This is a genomic window from Clostridium bowmanii (genome assembly GCF_018861315.1).
GTDB classification, from domain to species: Bacteria; Bacillota; Clostridia; order Clostridiales; family Clostridiaceae; genus Clostridium_AD; species Clostridium_AD bowmanii.
Genome location: NZ_JAHLDL010000020.1, coordinates 63,107 through 83,494 on the forward strand (window position 1 = coordinate 63,107; position 20,388 = coordinate 83,494).

The following is a 20,388-nucleotide window of genomic DNA, read 5'->3' on the forward strand; positions in this document are numbered from 1 at the left end:
ACCTTTCTAGTAAATTTTTTTTATTAGAAGGGTACTGTATTTTTTTGTAGAATAGTATATAAGGTTAGTAATGGGATAATAAGGGGGAGTAAGTTTTGAAGTTTATGAGATTTAGAGATGAAAAGAAGAAAAAAAGGTTGATGTCCTTTTTGATGTCAAGTGCATTGGTAGGTAATATTTTTGGTTTTTCAGGTATAAATGTTTATGCAACGACAAGTAAAAAGGATATTATTATTGTGGATGAAAAAATTGCCAATGGGGTACAATACATAGAGCAAAAGAGAAGTTATTATGATACAGATAAAAGTGGTGTACAGCTAAAGCAGACACTAAATATTATTAAGGCAGACATGGACAACAGTGATGTGGATCTTATATTCGCTAAAGCAAAAGACGTAGTACTTGCAAAAGATACTGTATCAAAACAAATTGGACAAGAAATAACTAAAAATAACGGTGTAGTAGGGGGAGTCAATGGTGATTTCTTCAACATGGTTATAGGTGCAAGTGTAGGGCCTCAAATTATAGATGGTGCACCATTGGTAGGATATACTTGTAAGGCAGATGAAAGTAGATATCCAATATTTGGTATAGATAACAATGGTAAGCTATTTATAGAGAATTTGAGCTTTAACGGTAAGCTCACCAGTGATCCTAGCACAAATGTAGAGCAGCAAAGTGTGCTTATAGATAGTGTTAATAGATTTGGTGAATTTGAAGTGAATAAGTTCAGTGTGAAAAATAGCCTAATGGTACTCACACCAGAGTATAGCTTAGATAGAAAAGTAAAACAGTCAGCTTATGCACCAAGTGAGGTATTGACAGTAATTAGAGCAGTAGATGGACCCGTTTTATTAGACAAGCAGTTTACAGGAGTAATTGAGAGTATAGGAGCTTTAAGTAAAGAAGTAACTATTCCTGAGGATGGCATAGTTCTTGCATCAAATGGTACAAAAGCTACTTGGCTAAAGCAAAATCTTAAAATAGGAGATACGGTGAGTCTTAACCTAGGACTTGATAAGAAAGATATTGCGAGTGCCATGGGAGGATATAACTATCTAGTTAAAAATGGAAAAGCTTTAAGGGTGGAAGCCATGATAAGTGCTGGTGTAGACAAATCGCTTGCAACCTCTAGAAAAGCTAGGACAGCCCTTGGAATAACTTTGGATAATAAGGTTATTGCATTAACTGTTGGGGGAGGACAAGCTTCAGCTGCTTTTAGTGATGGAGCTACTTTACCTGAAATGGGTAATTTAATGGCGGAATTAGGTGCAGTAACTGCGTTGAATTTTGATGGTGGTGGTTCAACCCAGATGAACATACGTCATTATGCAGAAAATAATAGTACCATAGTGAATGTGCCATCTGATGGTTCAGAAAGAGCGGTAACAAATACTCTTTTATTTACTAATAAAGCACCCGTAACAAACACAGCGGGTGACATTATTTTAAAACAAAATATATTAATATATAAAAACTCATCTTATAATTTTATTCTAAAAGGAGTTGACACTAATTTACATCCTATGAATTTTTCAGACAAGGATGTAAATTGGTCTACTGAAGGAGATATTGGACAAGTTTCTTCTAAAGGAGAGTTCCTGGCCGGTGATATAGCATCAAGTGGAGCAGTAAAAGTTTCTTTAGATGGAATTACAGGGAGCTCAAATGTTACGGTGTTAGATTCCTTAGGTTCATTTACATTAACAGATAAAAATGCAATTTTATTAAATCAAGGGGACACTCACCAATTTGCTATAAAAGCTAGCAATGAAAAAGGTGAAAATGTTTTAATTGATAATAAAGCAGTGAAATGGACAGTGACAGGTAATGATTTGCAAATTGATGTAAATGGATTATTAAAGGCTACAGGTAAAGCTGCAGTGGGTGAAGTAATCGCGGAAGCTGGAGGGAATAAGGCGACTTTAAAAATAGGGCTTCCTAAAAATAATGATGAAACAAGTGAAGGCATAGTTAAGTTATTAAGGAAGAATGCTGAAGCTCTTAAGCAATATAGATTGTTAAAGCGTTTACGGTAAATTGTTATAATTCTGAGAAAGCTATGGGAAAGCTAGGGACGGTTAACAACTATTTATATAAATAGTTGTTAACCGTCCCTTTATTTTTAAAAATAGCTTTTATTTTCATGAGTTTTTAACTACAATAGAAGATAGAGAGTTTCTGTTTTTTAAGGAGTGAGAAAAATGATAAAATTAAATGGAATAGAAAAGATGACAAATGAGCAGAAATATAAATATATGCTTATTCTTTTAGAAGGACAGCTCAGCTCAGAAAAAAATGATCTAGCAAATCTATCAAATGCTGCAGCAATTATTAAAGCGGTTATGGATAAATTAAATTGGGCAGGGTTTTATATACTGAGGGGTAATGCATTGGTACTTGGAATGTTCCAGGGCCTTCCAGCTTGTAATAGAATAGAAATAGGTAAAGGTGTATGCGGAACTGCAGTTGCTACAAAAGCGATTCAGTGCATAGAAAATGTAAATGAATTTCCAGGACATATTGCTTGTGACTCTGCATCAAATTCAGAGATTGTTATACCTATAATAATTGGCGATATAGTTTATGGAGTTTTGGATTTAGATAGTCCAGAGATAGGAAGGTTTTCGAAGCTTGAAGAAAAATACTTAGTTAAATTCGTTGCTAAACTTAACCAATACATAGATTGGTCAAAAATATAAATAAAAGGTAGGAGATTTTAAAATGATAAACATAGGAGATTTAAATAATTTGAAAGTAGTTAGACGAGCAGAATTCGGGTATTATTTAGGTGCCGGTACAGATAATACAAGTGATGACATTCTACTTCCAATGAAAAGTACAGTAGGTAGAGCGCTTGCCATTGATGAGGAAGTTGAAGCTTTTATATACAGAGACTCAAGTGATAGATTAATTGCAACCTTAAAAAAACCACTTGCAAAGGTTGGAGATTTAGCTTATCTAAAGGTAATTGATATGACTACAATAGGAAGTTTTGTAGAAATTGGTTTAGAAAGGGATGTATTGGTTCCTTTTAAGGAGGAAAATTATCCGTTAGAAACAGGCAGGAAATATCTTTTTTATGTATATTTAGATAAGACTGGAAGAATTGCAGCCACTACTTTTGTTGATAAATACTTATATGATACAGATTCATTTGAGATTGATGATGAAGTAGAAGGTACGGTATATGGAATACAGACTAATGGTACTGTAATGGTAGCTGTTGATGATATTTATAGAGGGGTTATTCTAAAAAATGAGAACTATATGAATATAGCACCTGGAGATAGATTAAAAGCTAGAGTACAAAAATATTATGAAGATGGTAAAATGGATTTAACAGTAAGAAAACCTAGACTAGAAGAAAGAGATGTAATTGAAGAGCAAATATTAGAATATTTGAAAAACTCTAACGGGTCTATGATATACAATGATAAAAGTTCACCAGATGATATAAAGCAAATATTTAAAACCAGCAAAAATGCTTTTAAAAGAGCATTGGGTGGTCTTATGAAAAGTGACCTAATATTTCAAGATGAAGAAGGTACTAAATTAAAATAATTTAATATTGTTTAAATAAACAAAAGTCTGATGATTTAATTCATCAGACTCTTGTTTTTTTGATAAAGGTTTTATACGCAAAAAAAGATATATATTACGTATAATGCATTGAAGCAAGCTTTAGAACTCCATATTTATTTTTACTTGATTTGCGTTAAGAAAAACATATGTTTGAGCGCTAGCGAGTTTATGTTTTTTAGCAAATCAAGTAAAAATAAATATAGGAGTTCTTAGCGAAGATGAATGCATTTGTAGTAATATATATCTTTTTTATTTTGTCATTTATAATGTGGAAGAACCTCGTTTAAATATTTTTACAATTTCATTAAAGAGTAAGGGCATAAGAGATAGAATAGTTACAAAACCCCAATCCATTAAACTTAATGAATGCACACTAAAAGCATTTGCTAAAATAGGTATTGTTATAATTAAATCTTGTAGCAGTATACCAAGAACTATAGACCCAATTAAATATTTATTTGAGAATAAACCTATTTGGAATATAGATTTTTTACCATTTCTCATATTTAGTGAATGTACTAGTTGAGAGACACTAAGTACTACAAAAGCCATAGTCTGTGCATGCTCTAGTGCGTCCTTAGAAAGATTTTGAGGGAAAAGTGGGAATAAACTAGTTGTTCCACTATAATATTTTGCACCTATTACAAAGGCGATTAAAGTTAATATACCAATTAACAATCCATTAAGAAGCAAATTAAAGGCCTCACCCTTAAATAAACTATCCTTTGGATTCCGTGGTTTATATTTCATTACGTCAGGATCACCAGGATCTACACCTAAAGCCAGTGCTGGCAGTGTATCTGTGATTAAATTAATCCACAATATATGGATAGGTCTAAGTGGAGTAGCCCAGCCTAAAAGTATGGCAAGAAATAGTGCTATAATTTCTCCAATGTTACAGGATAGAAGAAATATTATAGTTTTCTTGATATTTGTAAAGATATTTCTTCCTTCTTTTATAGCAGAAACGATAGTTGAAAAGTTATCATCTACAAGGATCATGTCAGCAGCACCTTTAGCTACGTCGGTACCTGTTATACCCATAGCAACACCTATGTCTGCCATTTTAAGAGAAGGCGCGTCATTTACTCCATCACCAGTCATTGATACAATGTTTCCTTTGGCTTTAAGAGCACGTACAATCTTCACCTTATGTTCTGGGGAGACTCTTGCGAATACTCTTATATTTTCAACTCTACTATTTAGCTCCACATCGGTCATTTTATCAAGCTCTGTTCCAGATATAACCTGGGAAGAATCATTAGTAATATTCAGTTCTTTGGCTATAGCAAAAGCAGTATTTTGATGATCGCCAGTTATCATTACGGTTTTTATTCCGGAATTTCTACATAGAGTAATAGAGTCCTTAACTTCGAGTCTTGGAGGATCTATCATACCTACTAGTCCAATAAGTATTAAATCATTTTCTAGTGAGTCAATCTCCACATGAGAAGTAGGGAGAATTTTGTAAGCTGCACCTAGAACTCTTAATGCATCGTCAGACATGCTATTTGCAGCAGCTAATATTTCTTTTTTAATTGGGGGTGTCATTTCTACTATATTACCTTCAACATAGATCTTTGTACAAATATTTAATAGGTTGTCTATAGCACCTTTTGTCATTACATAATATTCACTATCATATTTATTTACAGTAGTCATTAATTTTCTATCTGAATCAAAAGGAATCTCATCAATTCTTTTATGACTTTTTTCTAAGTCATCTTTAAATAGATTGTAGTTTATTCCAGCTACTAATAATGCTATTTCCGTGGGATCACCAGTTTTTGAGTTTTCAGAGTAAGTAGCATCATTACATAAAATAAGATTTTCTAGTAATAGTTTATGCTCATTATGATTAATGTTTAGACTATCTATAGTTCCTATTTGACCGTCTGCGTAGAATTTTGTTACAGTCATCTTGTTTTGAGTTAATGTTCCTGTCTTGTCTGAACATATAATATTTACTGAACCTAAAGTTTCAACAGCAGGTAATTTACGTACAATAGCATTTTCTTTTATCATCTTTTGCACACCCATAGCAAGAACTATAGTTACTATAGCAGGAAGACCTTCAGGTATGGCCGCAACAGCTAAACTTATAGAAACAAGAAGCATTTCAAAAACTTCTCTCTTTTGAAGAACTCCAACTATAAACATAAGTGCACATATGAATAGGGCACCTATTCCAAGATACTTGCCAAGCTCTGCTAGTTTTTTTTGTAGGGGAGTCTCTTCGTCTACTTTTTCATCCAACATTTTAGCAATTTCACCTATTTGAGTATTCATTCCAGTAGACACGGCTATGCCTACACCTCTACCATATGTTGCCAAGGTAGACATGAATAGCATGTTCTTTTGATCACCCAGTGGCACATCATCGCTTGTTAATACTAGTGATGCATCTTTATCCACTGGAACAGATTCTCCCGTAAGTGTAGATTCTTCAATTTTTAAATTTGAAGCTTCAAGTAGTCTTAAATCACAGGGTACATATCTTCCAGCATCAATAATAATAATATCTCCAGGCACAACTTCCTCTGATGGGATTTCTTTTAACAGCCCATCTCTTTTAACAACAGCCTTAGGTGTAGATAATTTTTTTAATGCATCAAGAGCTTTTTCTGCTTTAGATTCTTGAATAATTCCTACTGTTGCATTAATTATTATTACAATAGCAATTATAATTGCGTCACTTGTCTCACCAAGGAGGGCTGAAATCACAGCAGCTGCTAGTAAAATATAAATTAATATATCATTTAATTGTGCAAAGAACATAGCTATTAATGTTTTAGGCTTTTTAGCTACTAACTGATTTAATCCGAATTTTTCTCTTTTTAACTCTGCTTGTTCCTTAGAAAGTCCGGTTATTGGATTGGATTCTAATTCTTTTAAAACTTCTTCAATAGGTTTGTTGAAAAACATGAATATCACCTCGTCTTTTAGTATTTGTTATTATAGACATATTTATTAAAAATAAGAAAATTATTATATCACAACAGGATGTATGAAACAATAATCAAATATGGGAATTAATAAAAATAAATTATTGAATCAATAATATTTAAATAGGTATTAAACCATAAAATACAATCCCGAGTACTCCTGAAATCACTATTACTAAAATTGGATGAAGCTTATCAGTAAGCAATAGCCCAAGGATTATAATTCCAATTACTACACTTTTAATGTCTTTATAAGATTCTTTTCCCATGGATAAGAATACAGAGACTATAAGACCAATTAGCGCAGGCCTCATACCTGCTAGTGCAGCCTTCATTATGTAGGACTGCTTAAATTTAACAATGTAGTGATTAGCTATGGAAACTAAGATAAAAGAAAAGGAGACAACACCTAGGGTTGCAGAAATACTACCTAAGACTCCAGAAACTTTAAAACCTACAAAAGTAGCTGAATTTATGGCTATAGGTCCAGGAGTCATCTGCGATATACCAATAATATCAATAAATTCTTTATAAGTAATCCAAGTGTTGCTATTTACAATTTCTCTTTGGATAAGTGGAAGCATAGCATATCCTCCACCAAAGCTAAAGGCACCTATTTTTAAGAAGGATAAGAAAATTTTAATTAGCATAGACATTTACTCCACCTTCTTTCCGAGAAATATTACTCCGTATAAACCCGATAAAAGTATAACTATAACGGGATGTACATTCAAAAATAATATACTCGCCATAGAAATTATAATTATAATAAGATTTGCATAGCTTTTCTTTAGTGATTTAGATAAACTTACTACAGCTATAAGGATAAGCATCGGTACTGCAGCAGATATACCTTTGAAGACCAAATCCACATAATAATATTCTCTAAATTTCATAAAAAACACTGCAATACATAATATTATGAAAAATGAAGGTAAAACTACCCCTAGTAGACCAATGATAGCACCGAGGAGGCCACTAATTCTATAGCCAATAAAGATGCTACTATTAACAGCTAAGGCACCAGGAAAAGTTTGAGAAATAACAATTATATCTAAAAAATCTTCTTTAGAAAGCCACTTTTTTTTACTGACAACCTCAGTCTCAATGAGTGGTATCATGGCATAACCACCACCAAAAGTAAATGCTCCTATTTTAAAGAAAGTCCAAAACATATTTAGTAATTTTTTCATATGTTCACTCCTATAAGGTTAGTTTTTAGTTATTGTGGATAGAAAAAAATATTGCAGCATAAATTAAAAGTAAAAACCTATATTTATAATCTATAATATTTACCATATTATTATACTAATATATAAAAAATTTGGCAAATTTATAAGTTTATAGAGATAAGCTTTAATTAGGACTATAATTAATATTTATATAAGGAAAGAATTAATTTTCTATTATGAGAAGAATTAAATTTTCTTTGTGGCAAGAATTAATTTTTCTTTGTGGCAAGAATTAATTTTTCTTTGTGGCAAGAATTAATTTTTCTTTGTGGCAAGAATTAATTTTTCTTTGTGTATATTTTTTTGCTGAAAGTTCGATATAATAGATATAACAATTAAATAATACATCTAAAGAAAATATAAATTAAATATGCAAAAGAAACTAGCATATTTGCTTATTATTTTTTTGAGGTTGACTAAAATATAAAAAACTATTAAAGAAACTGATATAGTAAACTAGGGGGTGAAAAACATTATGGAAATATCAAGGGCTAGAAGAAATTCTACTGTTGCGCCGGATAAAAAGAGCATATCTAGTAAAAAAGATTTTTCTCAAAATTTTAGCTTTGCTAGGCAGCAAAAATCAGAGCAACAGCTGAAAGATATGATGGAAGATATAAAGAAGAAAGGGAATAGATTGAGTGTTACAAAATGTTTTGCAGATGTTAAAGCATATAAGAATTTAATTAGAGAATACTTGGATTCTGTCTTAAAACATATGTATGAGGTTAAAAAAGATATTAGCTTTTGGCAGACACAATATTTTATAACTGTGGATACTGTGGATGTAAAACTAGAGGAACTTACTCAAATGCTATTAAGTCAAGAAAAAGAAAATCTTGACGTAGCAAATACTATTGATGAAATTGCAGGACTTATTGTGGATATTTACAAATAAAAAGAATGAAAAGATATATATTACTACTAATGCATTCATCTTCGCTAAGAACTCCTAAATTTATTTTTACTTAATTTGCTAAAAAATATAAACTCGCTATCCCCTTAGTATTCCTCATGAGCACACAACAATTCTCAATTGTTGTGTGCTCAAACATATATTTTTCTTAACGCAAATTAAGTAAAAATAAATCTGGAGTTCTAAAGTTTGCTTCAATGCATTATACGTAATATATATCTTTTTTTACGTATAACAAATTAAATAAAAATAAAATAAGTACTTAAACAAATTACAAAGGCACATAACAATAGATAATTGTTATGTGCCTTCAATAATTTCTAAAGGAAAGAATTAAAGCTAGCATCAGATGGCATTCTAAGATCTCCTCTTGGAGATACACTTATAGTTCCAACTTTTGGACCATCTGGTAGAGCTGAACGTTTAAATTGTTGAGTAAAGAATCTTTTTATAAATTTATCTAGCCATTTAACGATTTCTTCCTGGGAGTAGTCAGTTTTAAAGGCCTCTTTAGCTAAGAATAATATTTTACTAGGAGAAGCACCTTGCTTCATAAAATAATAGAGGAAAAAGTCATGGAGTTCATATGGACCAACGATGTCCTCGGTTTTTTGAGCTATTTTACCGTTTTTATCTTTAGGTAGAAGTTCTGGACTTACAGGGGTGTCAAGGATGTCTAAAAGGATATCTGTAACTTCCACTGAGGCTTCTTTATCTGCTACATATTTAACTAAATATCTCACTAAAGTCTTAGGAATCGAGCAGTTTACAGAGTACATAGACATATGATCTCCATTATATGTGCACCAACCTAAGGCAAGCTCAGATAAATCTCCCGTTCCTATTAACAGACCACCATCTTTATTAGCAACATCCATAAGAATTTGTGTTCGTTCTCTTGCTTGAACATTTTCATAAGTTACATCATGCTTTTCTGCTGGATGATTTATGTCTTTAAAATGTAGAAGGCAAGCATCCACTATATTAATTTCTCTAAGCTCAGTGCCTAAATTTTTACAAAGGCTTATTGCATTCATATAGGTTCTATCTGTAGTTCCAAACCCAGGCATAGTGATAGTAATAATATTTTTTCTTGGCAACTTTAGCATGTCAAAGGTTTTAACTATAACTAGCAGTGCTAAAGTCGAGTCAAGCCCACCAGAAATACCAATTATTGCTTTTTTAAGTCCAGTATAAGAAAATCTTTTGGCGAGGGCTGAGGATTGAATATTAAATATTTCCTGGCAACGTATTTCTCTCAAATGTTCATTAGAAGGAACAAAGGGATGCTTATCGATATATCTATCAAAAATTCCGAAATTTGTGTTTAAAAATTCAAAAGGTATTTCACATACTTCAAATGGACATATGGCGTTACTGTTTCTAAAACTTGTGTTTTTTAATCTTTCACTGTTTAATTTATCTATATCAATAATAGAAGTAATAATTTCATTTTCCCTTTGAAACCTATTATTTTCTTTTAGTAATAGCCCATTTTCACTAATCAAAAGATGACCGCTGAAAAGCAAATCCGTGGAGGATTCAAAAACACCAGAGGAGGCATATAAATAAGAACACATACATCGTGCACTCTGAGATGAAACCAAGGATTTTCTGTAATCAGCCTTACTAACCAGTTCGTTAGAGGCAGATAAATTAGCAATTATATTTGCACCTTTAAGAGCTAAATAGCTGCTAGGAGGAATGGTTACCCAAAGATCTTCGCAAATCTCAAAACCAAATTTAATTTTACCGCAGGTGAATAATAAATTTGTTCCAAAGGGGATGCTATTTTCAAAAGAAAGATTTACAGTTTTGGATGTTAGGCCAAGACCCTCAGTAAACCATCTTTTTTCATAAAACTCGGAGTAATTTGGAATATAGCTTTTTGGTACGATTCCTAGAAGTTTGCCATTAAATATTACATAGGCACAATTATATAGGCAATTATTAAAATATAGTGGAGATCCCACTACAATTAATATATCTTTGTCTTTAGAAAACTCACACAGAGATTCGATTGCATCTTCAGATTTTTCAAGTAATTCTTGTTGTAAAAATAAATCAGCACAGGTATAAGCAGTTATACAAAGTTCTGGAAAAACTATAAATTTTGACTTTTGTTTTAAAGATTCTTCAATGCAGCTTTTTATGTTAATTAAATTAAATTCTATATCTGCTACATTAACAATTGGACAAGCAGCAGAAACCTTTATAAAAGAAGTATCCAAAATAATTCACGACCTTTCTTTTGTTTATGGAATATAGTATTTGTAAATTTGTATTTATATAGTCAATGTTAACTAAAATTATATCATTATCTTAGATTCATTAGTAGAGAGGGTTAACAATTATTATACCATTATTTTAATTAATGCTAATTTATCCAATTATATCATTAATAAAATAGTTGGTAGCATTCTTAATGACACTATTGTTTAGATAGTTGTTTAACTGTCCCCGGTACTTGATTCGGTATTTAATGATATATGAAAGGAAGTTTGAGACATTCTAAGCCTAAATAATAAAGTTAATTATAAAGAATAATAAAGTTAATAATAAAGAATAATAAAATTGTATTATATTATGTGAAAAAGATATATACTTATAGTAGCGATTGGTAATATTTTATAGATTATGACGCATTATGTTAATTGATTTTTGAAAGGGGGAATACAATATGGAATGGACGCCAATGATATTATGGATAGTTGTAGCATTAGGGGCACTAGCTATTGATATTGTGACCAGTGCTTTTATGTTTATATGGTTTGCTATAGGTGCAATTGCAGCAATAATTGCTATAGCGTTTAATGCACCAATAGGTACTCAAGCAATCATTTTTGTTGCAGTAAGTGCAGCATCTACGGCCATTGGATATCCTATAGTTAAGAAGACCATAAAGAAAACCGTAAGCAAAACATTGACTATGGAAGAAAAATATGTTGGAAATGAATTTACAATAACAAAAGACATAGACGTGAAAGCAAATATTAAATTCCAAGGAATTTATTGGACTGTAAAAAATGTTGGGAAACCTTTGACAAAAGGTGACTTGGTTCAAGTTATTGGGATTGAAGGAAATAAATTATTAATAGCGAAAGTCTAAGTTATATATTAAAATTTAAAGGAGGAATTGTAATGAATTTTGGATTAATTATAGGTTTGTTTATATTATTACTATTAGTTATTGTGCTTTTATCATCTATTAAAATTGTTAATACAGGATCAGTGGTTTTAGTAGAAAGGTTTGGTCAGTTTCATAGGACATTAGAGCCAGGTTGGCATTTAATAATTCCATTTGCAGATTTTGTTCGCAGAAGAATTTCTACTAAGCAACAAATATTAGACATACAACCACAAAATGTTATAACTAAGGATAATGTAAACATATCAATTGATAATGTTATATTTTATAAGGTTATGAATTCAAGGGATGCAGTGTACAATATTGAGGATTATAAATCAGGTATCGTGTACTCAACTATTACTAATATGAGAAATATTTGTGGAGATATGACCTTAGACGAAGTATTATCAGGAAGAGATAGAATAAACCTAAGACTTCTTGAAATAATTGACGAAATAACTGATGCTTACGGGATTAAAATATTATCTGTAGAAATTAAAAATATTATTCCACCAAATGAAATTCAACAAGCGATGGAAAAACAAATGAGAGCAGAGAGAGATAAGAGAGCATTTATCCTTACAGCAGAAGGTGAAAAGCAAAGTCAAATTGAAAGAGCAGAAGGACATAAACAAGCTCAAATATTAAATGCTGAGGCTGAAAAAGAAGCAAATATTAGACGTGCAGAAGGAATGAAAGAATCACAACTCCTTGAAGCTGAAGGTAAGGCTAAGGCTATACAAGCTATTGCAATTGCAGAAGCAGATGCAATAAGAAAAGTAAATTCAGCTATTATAGAATCAGGTACAAACGAAACAGTAATAGCATTAAAACAAATTGAAGCTCTTAAAGAAATGGCTAAGAACCCAGCTAATAAACTTATACTTCCAAATGAAACATTGTCAAGTCTAGGTAGTATATCAGCTATAGCCGAGATGTTAAAAATGACTAAGCATGTTGAAAATAAACCAATGGTAAATGTACCAATTGAAAATAAACCTATGGGTAATATACCAATGGATAAGAAGTCAATATAAAACAACTTAATTAATAATTCAACATAAAAATAAAGCCTGAGAAATCAGGCTTTATTTTTATGTTTTGGTTTGCTATTTTTCTTTAAGTCCTTGTTACTTTTTTTCTGAACTGAATAACCGAATTTTCCCAAAGGCTTAGAATTAACACTAAAATATTCACCATGAGAATAAGTAATAAGATCAGCACTTTCAAAATGTATTTTTCCATTATAATCTATTAAGGTATTATCTACATGGGTATTCACAATTTCAGCTAAAAACAAATCGTGGGTACCTAGAGGGGTAATACTTTTAACTACGCATTCTAGAGATATAAGGCATTCAGAAATTAATGGCGAGGTGATATCCTTGCTGCTTTCCATAGTAAAGTTCATCTCTTTAATTTTATCGATTTGTTTACCTGAGCGTACTCCGCAATAATCAACTTGTTTAACCATTTTTGAATTAGGTAGATTTACTACAAAATTACCGCTTTCTTTTATATATTCATAGGAAAGTCTTTCAGGTCTTATGGCTACAGTTATCATTGGTGGTTTAGTACAAGCAGTTCCTATCCATGCCACTGTAAAAACATTTATTTTGCCATCTTTATTTTTTGAGGTAATTAATACTACTGGAACAGGGTTTAACATTGCACTGCCTTTAAAAATAGTTTTTGTCATATATTTTCACTCCTATATAGTTAACTTATCTAGTAAATATTTTCATATCATTTATGTTATACATTTTTTTATAACACTATCCATTATACAATACCTTCAAAGATTTATAAAGTTATGAAACAAAGCCAAAAATATTTTATTTTAAAAGGAAAAAAATGTAATTATAATGTAACTATATATAATTTGTAATCGTCTATAATATATATAAATAGTAATAAAATTTTTATAAAAAGTATACTGTTCAACAAAAGATAGATATCTAAATTATTAAAATATTATATATTGAAAGGTGGGAATTATTATGAACAGGAAAAAAATATTTTCAATAATATTAGCATCGGTATTAATATTTACGGCGACTACTTCAACTTTTGCGAGTGCTACTACTAAGGTTCAACCACAAATTACACCAATTATAAAAACAACCAATACAACGAATACAACAAATACAACGACTACAACAAATAGCCAAGATGAAAAGAATGTTAAAATATCAAAGGAAAAAGCAAAAGAAATTGCAAAGGGAGTAATAAAAACCTATTTTAATACAGTAATAAATGAGAGTAAATTTAACTCAACAAGTAATTTTAATACATCAAATTATAATGGAATTAAAGGTAGCTCTTGGAATATTAATTGGGATATGTATAATGCGTCAAAAAATATTAATATTAGTGTTACCTTAAATGCTGAAACTGGTGAAGTTACTGGGGCAAGTAATTATGAACGTAAGACAAATGAAGAAAATGCAGTTCCAACAATAACGGTTAAGGAAGCAGATAAAATCAGTGATGATTTTGTTAAAAAAATACAACCTAAAAAATATAGTGAATATAATAAAAAAGATTATAATAGTTTAAGAAATTATGGGTCACCTAATTATAATTTTAATTATGTAAGTAAGGTTAATGGAATAGAATTTGATGGCAATAATATTAATATAGAGGTGGATGGGGTATCTGGAAAGGTAGTTTCTTATTATAATAATTGGAATGCAAATCTAAAGTTTCCAGAGATTAAAGGAATAGTAGATTCTAAAACTGCAGTTGAAGCTTTTAAAACTGAAGCTAAAATGTCTTTGAGGTACATGGGATTTACACAAAATTATAGGTATTATGAAAATAAAAGAGATGTAAAATTATTATATGTTCCAGAATTTAGTAAAGGAAATATGTTAGATGCCAAAGATGGCAAGTTTATTGATCCATTTAATAATGGTGGAGCCTCAGTAATAAAAGATTTAAATGATAAAGAAAAATTAGACTTTTATAATAAAGCTAAAGTGGTAACAACTAGAGAAAAGTCAATAGAGGAGGAGGAAGCAGGAACTATAATAAAGAGTTTCCTAAATAAGATTTATGGTGAAGGTTATGCAATTCAAGGGTTAGGATATCAAGAATATGCTGAGAACCTTGGAAATTCAAGTAATAAAACGTGGAATGCATCTTTCACTAAAGGAGATCTAGGAAAATCCAACGAAGGTGGAAATATATCAATAGATGCTTTAACTGGAGAAATAGTAAACTCTTATAAATATTCTAATGAAGATTATAATGCGAATGAAAAATTCGTAGCTAAATTATCTTGGGAAGATGCATACACTAAGGCAATTGAAGTAGTTGCAAAGTATTATCCTGATAAAGTAAAACAAATAAAAACAGAGCAAATTCATTATAATTATAGTGCTTATGATAAGATGGGAGAAAGATCTTATAATTTTAACTTTACAAGACTTGAGAATGGTATAGAATTTAACGAAAACAGTATAAATATTGGGTTCAGCGCTGTAACTGGCGACATGAATAGTTTAAATTGTAATTGGGACAAAACTATTAAATTCCCTGACGTTAAAAACACTATAAGTGCAAAAAATGCAAGTGACTTATTGTTTAGTAAGTATAAACCAGTACTAGTTTATACACAAATAAATAAAAGTAGTAATCCGGAAAAACCAGAATTAGAAATAAAACTCGCTTATAAACTAAATGATGACAATGGAATGTATGACTATACAAATATTGATGCTCTTACTGGTAAATTCTTAAATTACAATGGTGAAAATATTGACCAAAATATAGAATTGTTTAAAGCCCAAATTAAAGGTAGTAAGGCAGAAAAAGAGTTAAGTATATTAGCATCTAAAGGATTAATAGAGACTGCTGATTTTAAATTAGACAAAAAAATTACTCAAATTGACTTAATTAAAATGTTAGTGAATGCAAGGGGCTATACACCATATATGGCAGACAAAACAGCAGATTTGAAATTCTCAAATATTGCGAAATCTGATGTAAACTATAAATATCTTCAAATGGCTGTATCCTATGGAATTATGGAGAACTCAGCAGGGAAGTTTATAGGAGATAAATTGGTTACTAAAGAAGAATTGGCTAAGACATTGGTTAAATATACCAATTATAGCAAGCTAGCTGATCACAGTGAATTGTTTAAAATTAATTATAGTGATGCAAGTAAAATAAGTAAGGGTAATTCAGGATATGTAGCTATTGCAGCAGCATTTGGTTTTGTAAAAATAGAAAATAACGAATTTAAGCCAAAGGATAATGCTACAATGGAACAATTAGCTGTAGGTGTATTTAATGCACTTAACAACGTAAGGAATACACAGCATTAAAGTAAGGAATAAAAAAGTTTTTCTTATATTGTGCTATCACGAAAAGTATATATTGCTGGAAATGCTCTCACTTTGCTAAGTAATTCTAAAATTTATTTTATTTGCAGTTGCTAAAAAATGCAAACTCGCTATATTGCTCAAACATGCATTTTTCTTTACGCACCTGTAAATAAAATAAATTAGAATTACTAAAGCCTGTTCGAATGCTTTCTGCGCAATATATACTTTTGTTAGCACAATTTAAGAAAAAGTATCTAAATGAAATTTCAATAGTTTTATTGGCTCTTAATATATAGTTCTTAAAGATAAGAAGTAATATAGTTAATGATACAAAAGTAAATTTTTGCAATTTTTGTGGAATATGATGCAATTATGGTGCAAAATTAATTTTTATTTAAATAATATTGCTTTGCAAATGTATATTTTAGTGATATAATTTTAATGAGAGTAAACATGAAATATGGCTAAGAGAAATGAGAGCCACACTAATGAATCTGTTTAACGATAGATTTATTATGTGTGGTTTTTTGTATTTAAATTTACATCCGTATTAAAAGAACTAATTAATCCTACTAGAATTTTATAGTTTTTGTGTCTAATTGTAGTATTTTTATATAGAAAATATAAATAGGGGGTTGGGGTTATGAAAGTAGAGAATTTTAAGTTTGTGGACAAAGGCGGATTGGAAATATTTGTATATAAATGGCTACCAGATGAGAAGCTGCAAGTTAAGGGGATAGTTCAGATAGCTCATGGAATGGCAGAAACGGCAACAAGGTATGAAGACTTTGCAAGTGCTTTAACAAAAAATGGGTTTATTGTTTATGCGAATGACCATAGAGGGCATGGGAAAACTGCAGGAGAAGTTTCCAAATTAGGGGATTTAGGTGAGGATGGCTTTAATTCAATGGTACAAAATATGCATCAATTAAATGAAAGGATTAAAGAAGAAAATCAAAATTTACCTATATTTTTGTTTGGGCATAGTATGGGATCCTTTTTAACACAAAGATATATTTGTTTATATGGAAGTGAATTAAATGGTGCAATTATTTCAGGGTCTTGTGGTAAGCAGGGGATTACTGTAGATATAGCAAGGATGATAGCAAAGGGCGAGATCAAGAAAATTGGAAGAGCTGGCAAAAGTAATAAATTAGATAAGCTATCTTTTGGAAGTTATAACAATTCATTTAAGCCTAATAGGACAGCTTTTGATTGGTTAAGTAGTGATAATAAACAAGTTGATAAATATATAGCTGACCCATTTTGTGGCACGGTCTTTACAGCGGGATTTTTCTATGACTTTTTAGGAGGACTTAAGAGTATAGCTGACAATAAGGAAATTAAAAATGTCCCTAAAGATTTACCTGTTTATATTTTTTCAGGAGCTAAAGATCCTGTAGGAAAAAATGGCAAGGGTGTTCTAAAGTTGGTTAAGACCTATAAAGAACATGGAGTGGTGGATTTAACATATAAGCTTTATAAAGATGGACGACATGAGATGCTCAATGAGGTTAATAAAGAAGAAGTAATTGAGGATGTATTGAAATGGCTTAATACACATATAAATAAATAATACAGTTTAAGCATTTTTTTCTTATATTCTGCTATGACGAAAATGATATAAAAATTTGCAAAACAAGTAGATTAAATATAAAATATAATTAACAGCATATAATGAATTTATACTATTATATGTTAAAAAACCCATTTGAATATGTGGTTAATCATCACCTTCGGTGCTGAAATTAACCACTCTAGAAGGAAATTTTTGTTATTATTTAATTTCCATTTTGCTTGGAGTATTAACACTCACTAGCTTAAATGGTTGGCCTTCCCTTCTGAAATGTGGTTAAAATAATTTAGATGGATGGTGTTATTATGAACAACATTTTAGAAATTATTAAAAATGGGACCCTAACCTATGAGCAAAAGGTACTAACTCTTGCACGAGCTGCAGAAGATAGTATAGATGTTCTAAATATTAAAAAGGATACTCAAAAACTTAGGGATGAGGGAATAATATGTGATCTTTTTGAAGGTCATGCGCCTTACAGACCCAGGTATATAGTACCTAATTATGAAAAATTCATGAAAAATGGCAGCGAATTTTTAGGACTAATGCCTCCAAAGGATATTTGGGAGGCTACAAATAGTTTATTAATATTATATAGACATGTACCATCAATTACATCATTTCCAGTATATGTAGGGAATATTGACGATCTTTTGCAACCCTTTGTGGTTAATGAGGAAGAAGCTTTTCATGCTATAAAATTATTTCTAACACATATAGATAGAACTATAACAGATTCCTTTTGCCATGCAAATATAGGACCAAAAGATAGCAAGGCAGGAAGGTTAATATTAAGAGCAGAGAGAGAACTGAAAGACGCAATTCCTAACTTAACTTTAAAATATAGTACCGATACCCCAGATGATTTTGCCATTGATGCAATTAACACTGCACTAATAACTGCAAAGCCAAGTTTTGCTAACCATGAAATGTTTTCTAAGGAATTTGATGGAAACTATGCTATAGCTAGTTGCTATAATGGATTAACTATAGGTGGGGGAAGTTATACCTTATCTAGGTTGAATTTGGCGGCCCTTGCTAAAAAGGCAGACAATCAAGATGAATTTATAAATATCATATTGCCAGATGCAGTAGAGAAGATGGCTGGGTACATGAAGGAAAGAATTAGATTTCTAGTGGAGGAGAGCGGTTTCTTTGAAAGTAATTTCTTAGTAAAAGAAGGATTAATAGACAAAGAAAACTTCACAGGCATGTTTGGTATGTTTGGACTGGCTGAATGTGTAAATTATTTTATAGACTCTTCTAAATTAGAGAATAGATTTGGACATGGGAAAATAGCGAATGACCTAGGATATAGAATTATTGAAAAGCTAGAAGTTGAGGTTAATAAACATATTGATCCTCATTGCAGTATATCTAAAGGTAAATATTTATTACATGCACAAGTGGGTATTGATTCTGATAAAGAAGTAAGCCCAGGATGCAGGATTCCAATTGGTGATGAACCTGAGCTTCCAGAGCATATAATAGAAGCAGCTAAATTCCATAAGTTCTTCCCTTCAGGCATAGGTGATGTATTTAATTTTGATAGTACAGTTAAAAGTAATCCTGAATATGTATTAGATATTATCAAAGGTGCTTTTAAACATCAAATGAGATATTTTTCGGCTTATGCTTCGGACTCAGATGTAATAAGGATTACTGGTTATCTTGTTAAAAGATCCGAAATGGAAAAATTACAAAAGGGGCAGCAAGTACTGCAAGATACAGTAGCACTAGGACTCGGGGCAGTTCTGAACCAAAAGGTATTAGAGAGAAAGATAAGAAGAAATGATTAAGGGACTAGTTAACCGAATAATTCCCTTTAGCTCTGTGGATGGACCAGGAAATAGGACAGCTATATTTTTAGAGGGGTGTAATTTTAACTGCTCTTACTGTCATAATCCAGAGACTATAAATATTTGTAATAGTTGCGGAGAATGTGTGAGTGCTTGCCATTACAGTGCACTAGAATTTAAGGCCTCAGACGTAGTATGGGATAAAACAGCCTGCACTAGATGTGATGAGTGTATAAAGATTTGCAAAGGGGATAGTTCTCCTAAAGCAGAAAGAATGACTGCGTGCGAAGTTGTAGGAGAAATAGAAAAGAATAAATCTTTCATTTCTGGAATTACAGTTTCGGGCGGGGAGTGTACCCTACAAATTGAGTTTTTAATACAGCTTTTTACAGAAGTTAAAAAGCTGGGTCTAACATGTTTTGTGGATACCAATGGTTCTGTGCCACTATGGGAACATAAGGAACTAGTGGATGTTACGGATATGGCCATGGTAGATATAAAGTCCTATAATAATGAAGAGCATAAGGGACTTACGGGTATGGAGAATACTACTGTCCTAAAAAATGCAAAATATTTAGCAGAGTTAAATAAAATCTATGAAATTAGAACAGTTATTGTACCAGAAATTCTAGATAATTATAATAATGTAGATAATATCAGCAAATTTATTGCAAGCTTAAATCCCAATATAAGATACAAACTTATAAAATATAGGCAGGTCGGTGTGAGGAGAGGTAAGATAAATAGCTACACACCTAATGATGAAATTATGAAGAAACTCAGTTGTATAGCTGAGCAAAATGGTTGTAAAAATGTAGTTATAGTATAGTTTTTAGCTTGTAGAAATTTTCTGAATTATATGATAATATAG

General features: G+C 31.0%; 15 protein-coding genes. 10 read left to right on the top strand and 5 right to left on the bottom strand.

The window, feature by feature from the left end; all coding sequences use genetic code 11:
- Nucleotides 1-104: 104 nt before the first annotated feature.
- The 3 genes from KPL51_RS14185 to KPL51_RS14195 all read left to right on the top strand — a co-directional run bounded on the left by KPL51_RS14185 (nucleotide 105) and on the right by KPL51_RS14195 (nucleotide 3,564).
- Nucleotides 105-2,039, top strand: a complete 1,935-nt coding sequence (locus KPL51_RS14185; RefSeq protein WP_224853533.1) for a phosphodiester glycosidase family protein — start codon at nucleotides 105-107, stop codon at nucleotides 2,037-2,039.
- A 165-nt stretch (nucleotides 2,040-2,204) separates the two neighbouring features.
- Nucleotides 2,205-2,702, top strand: a complete 498-nt coding sequence (msrC, locus tag KPL51_RS14190; protein ID WP_216162853.1) for a free L-methionine (R)-S-oxide reductase MsrC — start codon at nucleotides 2,205-2,207, stop codon at nucleotides 2,700-2,702.
- A 22-nt stretch (nucleotides 2,703-2,724) separates the two neighbouring features.
- A complete protein-coding gene (locus KPL51_RS14195; RefSeq protein WP_216162855.1) occupies nucleotides 2,725-3,564 on the top strand; it encodes a CvfB family protein in 840 nt (279 codons plus the stop codon).
- Between the two features lie 282 nt (nucleotides 3,565-3,846).
- Here the strand turns inward: KPL51_RS14195 and KPL51_RS14200 are convergent, their stop codons facing one another.
- From KPL51_RS14200 to KPL51_RS14210, 3 genes are all read right to left on the bottom strand, one after another.
- Nucleotides 3,847-6,510, bottom strand: coding sequence for a cation-translocating P-type ATPase (locus tag KPL51_RS14200; protein WP_244998089.1), 2,664 nt, complete (start codon nucleotides 6,508-6,510; stop codon nucleotides 3,847-3,849).
- A gap of 139 nt (nucleotides 6,511-6,649) precedes the next feature.
- Nucleotides 6,650-7,186 (bottom strand): chromate transporter, encoded by a 537-nt coding sequence (locus tag KPL51_RS14205; RefSeq protein ID WP_216162858.1) that lies wholly within the window; start codon nucleotides 7,184-7,186, stop codon nucleotides 6,650-6,652.
- Entirely contained in the window at nucleotides 7,187-7,723 is a 537-nt protein-coding gene (locus KPL51_RS14210; protein ID WP_216162861.1) for a chromate transporter, read from the bottom strand.
- 514 nt (nucleotides 7,724-8,237) lie between these two features.
- Here KPL51_RS14210 and KPL51_RS14215 point away from each other — a divergent pair.
- A complete protein-coding gene (locus KPL51_RS14215) occupies nucleotides 8,238-8,660 on the top strand; it encodes a YaaR family protein (RefSeq protein WP_216162865.1) in 423 nt (140 codons plus the stop codon).
- 338 nt (nucleotides 8,661-8,998) lie between these two features.
- On the opposite strand, the gene KPL51_RS14220 is transcribed toward KPL51_RS14215, so the two are convergent.
- Nucleotides 8,999-10,909, bottom strand: coding sequence for an NAD(+) synthase (locus KPL51_RS14220; protein ID WP_216162869.1), 1,911 nt, complete (start codon nucleotides 10,907-10,909; stop codon nucleotides 8,999-9,001).
- Nucleotides 10,910-11,358: 449 nt separating this feature from the next.
- On the opposite strand from KPL51_RS14220, the gene KPL51_RS14225 reads away from it, so the two are divergent.
- Nucleotides 11,359-11,787 carry an NfeD family protein gene (locus KPL51_RS14225; protein WP_216162872.1) on the top strand — a complete coding sequence of 143 codons (429 nt, stop codon included), beginning with the start codon at nucleotides 11,359-11,361 and terminating at the stop codon, nucleotides 11,785-11,787.
- A 32-nt stretch (nucleotides 11,788-11,819) separates the two neighbouring features.
- Nucleotides 11,820-12,845 (top strand): SPFH domain-containing protein, encoded by a 1,026-nt coding sequence (locus KPL51_RS14230; protein WP_216162875.1) that lies wholly within the window; start codon nucleotides 11,820-11,822, stop codon nucleotides 12,843-12,845.
- 44 nt (nucleotides 12,846-12,889) lie between these two features.
- On the opposite strand, the gene KPL51_RS14235 is transcribed toward KPL51_RS14230, so the two are convergent.
- Nucleotides 12,890-13,507 carry a flavin reductase family protein gene (locus tag KPL51_RS14235; protein ID WP_216162878.1) on the bottom strand — a complete coding sequence of 206 codons (618 nt, stop codon included), beginning with the start codon at nucleotides 13,505-13,507 and terminating at the stop codon, nucleotides 12,890-12,892.
- 301 nt (nucleotides 13,508-13,808) lie between these two features.
- On the opposite strand from KPL51_RS14235, the gene KPL51_RS14240 reads away from it, so the two are divergent.
- The 4 genes from KPL51_RS14240 to KPL51_RS14255 all read left to right on the top strand — a co-directional run bounded on the left by KPL51_RS14240 (nucleotide 13,809) and on the right by KPL51_RS14255 (nucleotide 20,346).
- Nucleotides 13,809-16,142 (top strand): YcdB/YcdC domain-containing protein, encoded by a 2,334-nt coding sequence (locus tag KPL51_RS14240; protein WP_216162881.1) that lies wholly within the window; start codon nucleotides 13,809-13,811, stop codon nucleotides 16,140-16,142.
- Nucleotides 16,143-16,785: 643 nt separating this feature from the next.
- The gene (locus KPL51_RS14245; protein WP_216162884.1) at nucleotides 16,786-17,718 is read left to right on the top strand and encodes an alpha/beta hydrolase; all 933 of its coding nucleotides are present in this window, start codon (nucleotides 16,786-16,788) and stop codon (nucleotides 17,716-17,718) included.
- Between the two features lie 305 nt (nucleotides 17,719-18,023).
- Entirely contained in the window at nucleotides 18,024-19,517 is a 1,494-nt protein-coding gene (locus KPL51_RS14250; RefSeq protein ID WP_216162887.1) for a YjjI family glycine radical enzyme, read from the top strand.
- Nucleotides 19,510-20,346: a YjjW family glycine radical enzyme activase gene (locus KPL51_RS14255; RefSeq protein ID WP_216162890.1), complete on the top strand. Its 837-nt coding sequence runs from the start codon at nucleotides 19,510-19,512 to the stop codon at nucleotides 20,344-20,346. The genes KPL51_RS14250 and KPL51_RS14255 overlap by 8 nt, the downstream gene beginning before the upstream one ends.
- Nucleotides 20,347-20,388 lie beyond the last annotated feature (42 nt).

Coding starts and splice junctions, on each gene's coding strand:
- KPL51_RS14255 (WP_216162890.1), top strand. CDS start 19,510: ATGATTAAGGGACTAGTTAACCGAATAATTCCCTTTAGCTCTGTGGAT.
- KPL51_RS14205 (WP_216162858.1), bottom strand. CDS start 7,186: ATGTCTATGCTAATTAAAATTTTCTTATCCTTCTTAAAAATAGGTGCC.
- KPL51_RS14240 (WP_216162881.1), top strand. CDS start 13,809: ATGAACAGGAAAAAAATATTTTCAATAATATTAGCATCGGTATTAATA.
- KPL51_RS14245 (WP_216162884.1), top strand. CDS start 16,786: ATGAAAGTAGAGAATTTTAAGTTTGTGGACAAAGGCGGATTGGAAATA.
- KPL51_RS14185 (WP_224853533.1), top strand. CDS start 105: ATGAGATTTAGAGATGAAAAGAAGAAAAAAAGGTTGATGTCCTTTTTG.
- KPL51_RS14250 (WP_216162887.1), top strand. CDS start 18,024: ATGAACAACATTTTAGAAATTATTAAAAATGGGACCCTAACCTATGAG.
- KPL51_RS14210 (WP_216162861.1), bottom strand. CDS start 7,723: ATGAAAAAATTACTAAATATGTTTTGGACTTTCTTTAAAATAGGAGCA.
- KPL51_RS14235 (WP_216162878.1), bottom strand. CDS start 13,507: ATGACAAAAACTATTTTTAAAGGCAGTGCAATGTTAAACCCTGTTCCA.
- KPL51_RS14195 (WP_216162855.1), top strand. CDS start 2,725: ATGATAAACATAGGAGATTTAAATAATTTGAAAGTAGTTAGACGAGCA.
- msrC (WP_216162853.1), top strand. CDS start 2,205: ATGATAAAATTAAATGGAATAGAAAAGATGACAAATGAGCAGAAATAT.
- KPL51_RS14230 (WP_216162875.1), top strand. CDS start 11,820: ATGAATTTTGGATTAATTATAGGTTTGTTTATATTATTACTATTAGTT.
- KPL51_RS14215 (WP_216162865.1), top strand. CDS start 8,238: ATGGAAATATCAAGGGCTAGAAGAAATTCTACTGTTGCGCCGGATAAA.
- KPL51_RS14225 (WP_216162872.1), top strand. CDS start 11,359: ATGGAATGGACGCCAATGATATTATGGATAGTTGTAGCATTAGGGGCA.
- KPL51_RS14200 (WP_244998089.1), bottom strand. CDS start 6,510: ATGTTTTTCAACAAACCTATTGAAGAAGTTTTAAAAGAATTAGAATCC.